This is a genomic window from Draconibacterium sp. (assembly GCF_041583095.1).
GTDB lineage: Bacteria > Bacteroidota > Bacteroidia > Bacteroidales > Prolixibacteraceae > Draconibacterium.
The window spans coordinates 1-6,093 of sequence record NZ_JBFHGM010000297.1 but is presented as its reverse complement, the minus strand read 5'-3'; the positions used below and the strand labels follow the sequence as shown (position 1 = coordinate 6,093).

At 43.7% G+C, this 6,093-nt stretch carries 6 protein-coding genes; all 6 read left to right on the top strand.

Annotation, left to right across the window (positions count from 1 at the left end; all coding sequences use genetic code 11):
* Positions 1–1,680 (top strand): signal peptide peptidase SppA (sppA, locus tag ABZB17_RS19470; RefSeq protein ID WP_372652728.1); only part of this gene is annotated, 1,680 nt, incomplete at its 5' end.
* A gap of 89 nt (positions 1,681–1,769) precedes the next feature.
* On the top strand, positions 1,770–2,876 hold the full coding sequence (lpxK, locus tag ABZB17_RS19465; protein WP_372652726.1) for a tetraacyldisaccharide 4'-kinase: 1,107 nt from the start codon (positions 1,770–1,772) through the stop codon (positions 2,874–2,876).
* Positions 2,815–3,627: a purine-nucleoside phosphorylase gene (locus ABZB17_RS19460; protein WP_372652723.1), complete on the top strand. Its 813-nt coding sequence runs from the start codon at positions 2,815–2,817 to the stop codon at positions 3,625–3,627. Before lpxK ends, ABZB17_RS19460 begins: the two co-directional genes overlap by 62 nt.
* Positions 3,628–3,673: 46 nt before the next feature.
* Positions 3,674–4,618, top strand: a complete 945-nt coding sequence (locus ABZB17_RS19455; protein WP_372652720.1) for an SMP-30/gluconolactonase/LRE family protein — start codon at positions 3,674–3,676, stop codon at positions 4,616–4,618.
* Between the two features lie 6 nt (positions 4,619–4,624).
* Entirely contained in the window at positions 4,625–5,332 is a 708-nt protein-coding gene (locus ABZB17_RS19450; RefSeq protein ID WP_372652718.1) for a PrsW family glutamic-type intramembrane protease, read from the top strand.
* A partial coding sequence (locus ABZB17_RS19445; protein WP_372652716.1) for a pyridoxal-phosphate dependent enzyme occupies positions 5,329–6,093 on the top strand: 765 nt, incomplete at its 3' end. The genes ABZB17_RS19450 and ABZB17_RS19445, both read left to right, overlap by 4 nt.

Sequence of the window (6,093 nt, the reverse complement as noted above, 5' to 3'; positions counted from 1 at the left end):
GCCGATAAAGAGATTACGGTAACCGACCAGTCGATGTTAGTAATTGACTTAAGTAAAAGTATTGTAGACCGTGCTCCGAACGATCCTTTTGAAGATCTTGAACTGCCCGGATTTTTTAGCTCGATAAAAACAATCGGGCTGGATGACATTAGCAAGTCGTTAAAGAAAGCGGCCAACGATGATCGTATAAAAGGTGTTTACCTGAAACTGTCGGTAACAAACGGTGGTTTTGCTTCGGTTGAAGAGATCAGAAATGATTTGATCGCTTTTAAAGACAGTTGCGATAAACCGATTTATGCTGTTGCCGACCAAATGATTTTAGACCAGAAAGGTTATTATGTGGCAACAGTTGCCGACCAAATTGTTTTGCACCCTGAAGTTTTTCTCGATTTTCGTGGTTTAAGCAGTGAATTAATGTTCTACAAAAATGCCCTTGAAAAACTGGGTGTTGAAATGCAGATCATTCGTGGTCCAAACAACAAATTTAAATCAGCTGTTGAGCCGTATATGCTGGATAAAATGAGCGAAGCAAACCGCGAACAGCGACTGGTTTACATGAATAGCTTATGGAATCATATGCTGAAAGGAATTTCTGAGACGCGTAATATCTCGGTAGAAAAGCTGAATGCACTGGCTGATGAAGCACAAACTTACAAGAAAGCCAAGGAAATGGTGGAGAACGGTTTGATCGATGCAGCTAAATACCGCGACGGAGTGCTTGATGATATGCGCGAAATTACCGGAATTAAAGAAACAGAAGGTATTCCGGTGGTGAGTGTGAAAGACTATGTAAAAGTTCCGGTGAAAGGACACAGCAAAAAATACAGCCGAAACAAAGTTGCGGTAATTTATGCCAGTGGCGAGATTGGAACTAGCTTAAGTGCCGACGAAGGAATTAATGGCGATAAACTGGGTAAAGAAATTCGTAAAGTTCGCCAGGACAGCTCGTATAAAGCAATTGTTTTGCGTGTAAATTCGCCTGGTGGTGCCGTGTTCGATTCGGAAACTATTTGGCGCGAAGTAAAACTGGCTGCCGAAGAAAAAACACTGGTGGTATCGTTTGGCGATGTGGCGGCATCGGGTGGTTATTATATTTCGTGCCCGGCCGATAAAATTGTTGCCAGCCCAAATACTATCACCGGCTCTATCGGTATATTCGGTCAGATACCAAACTTTGGTGAACTGATGAACGACAAACTTGGTATTACTACTGATGCCGTTGGTACCAACGAACATTCGGACTTTGTTTCGCTAATGCGCCCGATGACTCCGTATGAGAAACAACGTATGACCAGTTATATTACTATTGGTTATGATACTTTTCTGTCGCATGTTGCCGATGGCCGGGGCATGACCAAAGAAGAGGTGGATAACATAGGCCAGGGCCGTGTTTGGAGTGGCGAAAACGCCATGGAAATTGGTTTGATCGATGAGTTTGGTGGATTGGAAGACGCCATAAAGCTGGCCGTTGAAATGGAAGGTTTGGAAGATTATCGTACCGTTGCGTTGCCGGCATTAACCAGCCCCTTTGAAGAAATGTTTAAGCTGGGCGGAAACGTAAAAGCTCGTATCCTGAAAAGCGAATTGGGCGAAAAATACCGCTACTACGAGCACCTGAAAAAAGCGTCTGAAATGAATGGTATTTACGCTCGTATGCCATACGATATTTATCTGCATTAAGATTGTACAACAATAAAATGGAAGGATGCGTCATTTATTAATGGTGCATCCTTTTTTGTTATCTTAGCCACCTATTTTGAAGAACATTTATGATAAAAATTTTATTATATCCGCTGTCATGGTTATACGGAATAGCTGTCTATCTGCGTAACCGGGCCTACGATCTTAAAATCTTGAATTCAAAGGAGTTTGATGTGCCCGTAATTTCCATCGGTAATATTACTGTTGGGGGTACCGGAAAAACGCCGCATGTTGAGTACCTGGTAAGTTTATTAAAAGAGAAGTACGAGGTGGCCACTTTAAGCCGGGGATACAAACGAAAAACAAAAGGATTCCGTTTGGTTGAAACCAATTCAACGGCACAGGAAGTGGGCGATGAGCCGCTGCAGATAAAGAATAAGTTTCCGGAAGCTACTGTTTCGGTGTGCGAAAACCGGGTTTCGGGAGTGGAAAAATTGCTGGAACCCCACAACGAAAAAACGCCCGATGTGGTGTTACTCGACGATGCTTTTCAGCACCGCCGGATTTCGCCGGGAATAAACATTTTACTGATCGATTACAACCGCCAGATAAAAAACGATTCCTTGCTGCCGGTTGGCCGTTTGCGCGAAGGTGTCTCGCAAATGCGCCGGGCAAATATTATTCTTTTCACCAAATGTCCCGAGGAAGTAACACCAATTATGCGTCGCATTTTGCAAAACGATGTAAACCTGTTGCCCTACCAGAGTTTGTATTTTACGCGTCTGGTTTACGGTACGCTGCAGCCGGTGTTCGATGCTCCTGCAATTGATGAAGCCAGTTACAAAGACGTGGCTTGCCACATGTTGGTGGTTACCGGAATTGCCTGGCCAAAACAAATGCATTCCTTTATTCGTAAGATGGGAACGCATATGGAAACATTAACTTATTCCGATCATCACTCTTACAGTATGGCCGATATTCGCGAGATCGAAAAAAAGTTCAGTGAAATAAAATCAGAAAGAAAGTTGATTGTAACAACCGAAAAAGATGCCATGCGTTTTAAAGACATCGGCGAGATGAGCGATGAATTGAAAAAAGCCATGTATTATTTGCCGGTGAAAATTGATTTCCTGGAAGAAGAAAAAAAGTCGTTTAATAAGAAGATATTGAATTATGTTGGAGAAAATAAAAGCAACCGCGAACTTCATAAAAGAAAGAATTCAGGCAAGTCCTGAGGTGGGAATTATTTTGGGTACCGGTCTTGGCGGACTGGTAAACGAAATCGAGATTATAGATTCTATTCCCTACACCGAAATTCCAAACTTTCCGGTGTCAACAGTTGATGGGCATGCCGGGCGATTGATCTACGGAAAACTGGGCGATAAAGAAGTGCTGGCCATGCAGGGCCGCTTTCATTATTACGAAGGTTACGATATGAAAGAAGTAACTTTTCCGGTGCGTGTGATGAAGTTTGTGGGTGTAAATAACCTTTTTGTATCGAATGCCAGCGGTGGTTTAAATCCCGATTGGCGGGTTGGCGAGATTGTATTACTTACCGATCACATTAACTTTTTTCCCGAGCATCCTTTGCGTGGAAAGAACATGAATGAACTCGGGCCGCGTTTCCCAGATATGAGCAAGCCATATAGTCAGCGTTTGCGCAACAGAGCCAAACTGATTGCCTTGGAAAATAACATCGATGTTAAAGAAGGAGTTTACGTTGGCGTATCAGGACCAACTTTCGAAACGCCTGCCGAGTACAAGATGTTCCGCATTTTGGGTGGCGATATTGTGGGGATGTCAACCGTTCCTGAGGTAATTGTGGCTCGCCACATGGATATGCGTGTTTTTGGAATTTCGATTGTGACCGACAGCGGAGTGCCCGGCGAGATTGTAGAAATTTCACACGAGGAAGTGCAGGAGGTGGCCATGAAAGCCGAGCCTAAAATGACGCTAATTATGCGCGACCTCATAAAAAGTATTTAGTACATTTGGGTGATGTTGAACATCGATAACCGGAAAACCAATAATTATGAAGCATACCGTTTTATTTCTTTTAGCAGCTGTGTTGCTGTTTAGCTGTTCAGAACCAAAATTAAAACAAGCCGAACTGGTGCTCGATACTCAGTCAACTCTTGGCGAAGGTGCACTTTGGAACTACAAGACCGGCGAATTGATGTGGGTCGACATTAAAAAGGAGATTCTGAACGTTTACAATCCGGCCACCGGTTACAACAAAGAAATGTTTACGGGGCAAATGATAGGGACGGTAGTGCCCACAGAAAGCGGCAACGCACTGGTTGCTTTGCAAAACGGAATTTATCATTTTAATCTGGAAACCGGAGCGAAAAAATTGTTGGTTGATCCTGAAGCTGATTTACCCGATAACCGTTTTAACGACGGCAAATGTGATCCGTCGGGACGGTTTTGGGCTGGAACAATAAGCCTGAGTGGCGACAAGGAAGTGGCTGCTTTGTATCGTTTCGACCCGGATACCACCATTCATAAAATGGTGGATAAGGTGAGCATTTCGAACGGCATTGTTTGGTCGGCCGACAAAACAAAAATGTACTACATCGATACACCTACGCAAAAAGTTATGGCCTATGATTACGCCGATGCCACAGGCGAAATCTCAAATCCCGAGGTTGCCGTAAACGTACCTCGTGAAATGGGATCGCCCGATGGAATGACCATCGACGAAAACAATAACCTGTGGGTGGCGCTCTGGTGCGGCTCGGCAGTGGGATGCTGGAATCCTGTAACCGGCGAGCTGATCGACAAAATTGAAGTACCTGCCAAAAATATTACCTCGTGTGCTTTTGGCGACGAAGATATGGGAACACTCTACATTACTTCGGCAAGGGAAGCTACCGGCAAAGAGGATCTGGAAAAATGGCCACATGCCGGAGGCGTTTTTAAATATCGCCCGGGAGTAAAAGGTGTGCAGGCTTTTTATTTCAACGATGTAAACTAGCAAGCTATGAACCTCCTGGTACTGGCATTGGCTCCTGTGGTAATTATTGCGGCTTATATTTATTTCCGCGATAAATATGAAAAAGAGCCCTTGCGTTTGTTGCTGTTTGCTTTACTGGCAGGAGGATTAACAGTAATTCCAATATTATTTCTCGAACGTTTTTTAGATCGTTTTACGGTGCAGTTTCCGTGGTTGTTTGCTGCGGCATGGAAAGCATTTGCCGTTGCCGCTTTTTCTGAAGAGTTGTTTAAATACCTGGCGTTGTATCTCCTGATATGGAAAAGCCCTGAGTTTAACGAAAAGTTCGACGGAATTGTTTATGCCGTTTATGTTTCGCTGGGATTTGCCGCCGTTGAGAATGTGCTTTATGTAATGGATGGCGGCTTAACTACCGGAATTATGCGGGCAATAACTGCCGTTCCGGCTCATGCAATTTTTGGAATAACCATGGGCTTTTATTTCGGGCTGGCAAAGTTTTACGAAAAACAAAGCCAAAGCCTGAAACAAAAAGCACTGTTACTTCCCATTCTTTTACACGGTATTTACGATTTTATTCTTTTTACTGAAATCGGCTGGCTTACCATTGTTTTTGTAGGCTTTGTGGTGTATCTCTATATTTCGGGATTAAAGCGTTTACGCGAATTGTCGAAACAGTCGATATACAACACCGACTACGATTTGTTAAATGAAAAACTGAGTAATACGAAATCATGAATATACCGACTTTTACCGACATTGAAAAAGCACACGAGATCGTACAGAAATATGCACACCGTGCACCGGTTTTTTCATCGGTGAGTATTAATGAAATTGTTGGTGCCGAACTGTTTTTTAAGTGCGAGAACCTGCAAAAGGTTGGGGCTTTTAAATTTCGCGGGGCGTGTAATGCGGTGTTTTCGTTAAGTGAAGAAGAGGCGCAAAAAGGAGTGGCAACACACTCTTCGGGAAATCATGCGGCAGCATTGGCGCTGGCAGCCCGAATGCGTGGAATAGCAGCACATATTGTAATGCCCGAAAACTCACCCGAGATAAAAAAGAAAGCCGTTGCCGGTTATGGTGCGAAAATTACCTTTTGCCAGCCTACCTTGCAGGCGCGCGAAAGTACGCTTGTAAAAGTGATTGAAGAAACCGGAGCAACAGAAATTCATCCCTACAATAATTTCCATGTAATAGCAGGGCAGGGAACAGCTGCTAAAGAATTGATTGAAGACAATGGCGAATTTGATGTGATGATGGCGCCCGTTGGTGGTGGAGGTTTATTAAGCGGAACAGCTATCTCATCCAAACATTTGCTGCATGCGTGTAAAGTAATTGCTGCCGAACCCGCAGGAGCCGATGATGCTTATCGTTCGTTTCATTCTAAAAAGTGGGTACCTTCCGAAAATCCGAAAACGATTGCCGATGGTCTTTTGACTTCTCTTGGAGAAAGAAACTTTGCAATCATACTGGAAAAAGTTGATGGTATCGTAACCGTT

Coding starts and splice junctions, on each gene's coding strand:
- ABZB17_RS19455 (WP_372652720.1), top strand. CDS start 3,674: ATGAAGCATACCGTTTTATTTCTTTTAGCAGCTGTGTTGCTGTTTAGC.
- ABZB17_RS19460 (WP_372652723.1), top strand. CDS start 2,815: ATGTTGGAGAAAATAAAAGCAACCGCGAACTTCATAAAAGAAAGAATT.
- lpxK (WP_372652726.1), top strand. CDS start 1,770: ATGATAAAAATTTTATTATATCCGCTGTCATGGTTATACGGAATAGCT.
- ABZB17_RS19450 (WP_372652718.1), top strand. CDS start 4,625: ATGAACCTCCTGGTACTGGCATTGGCTCCTGTGGTAATTATTGCGGCT.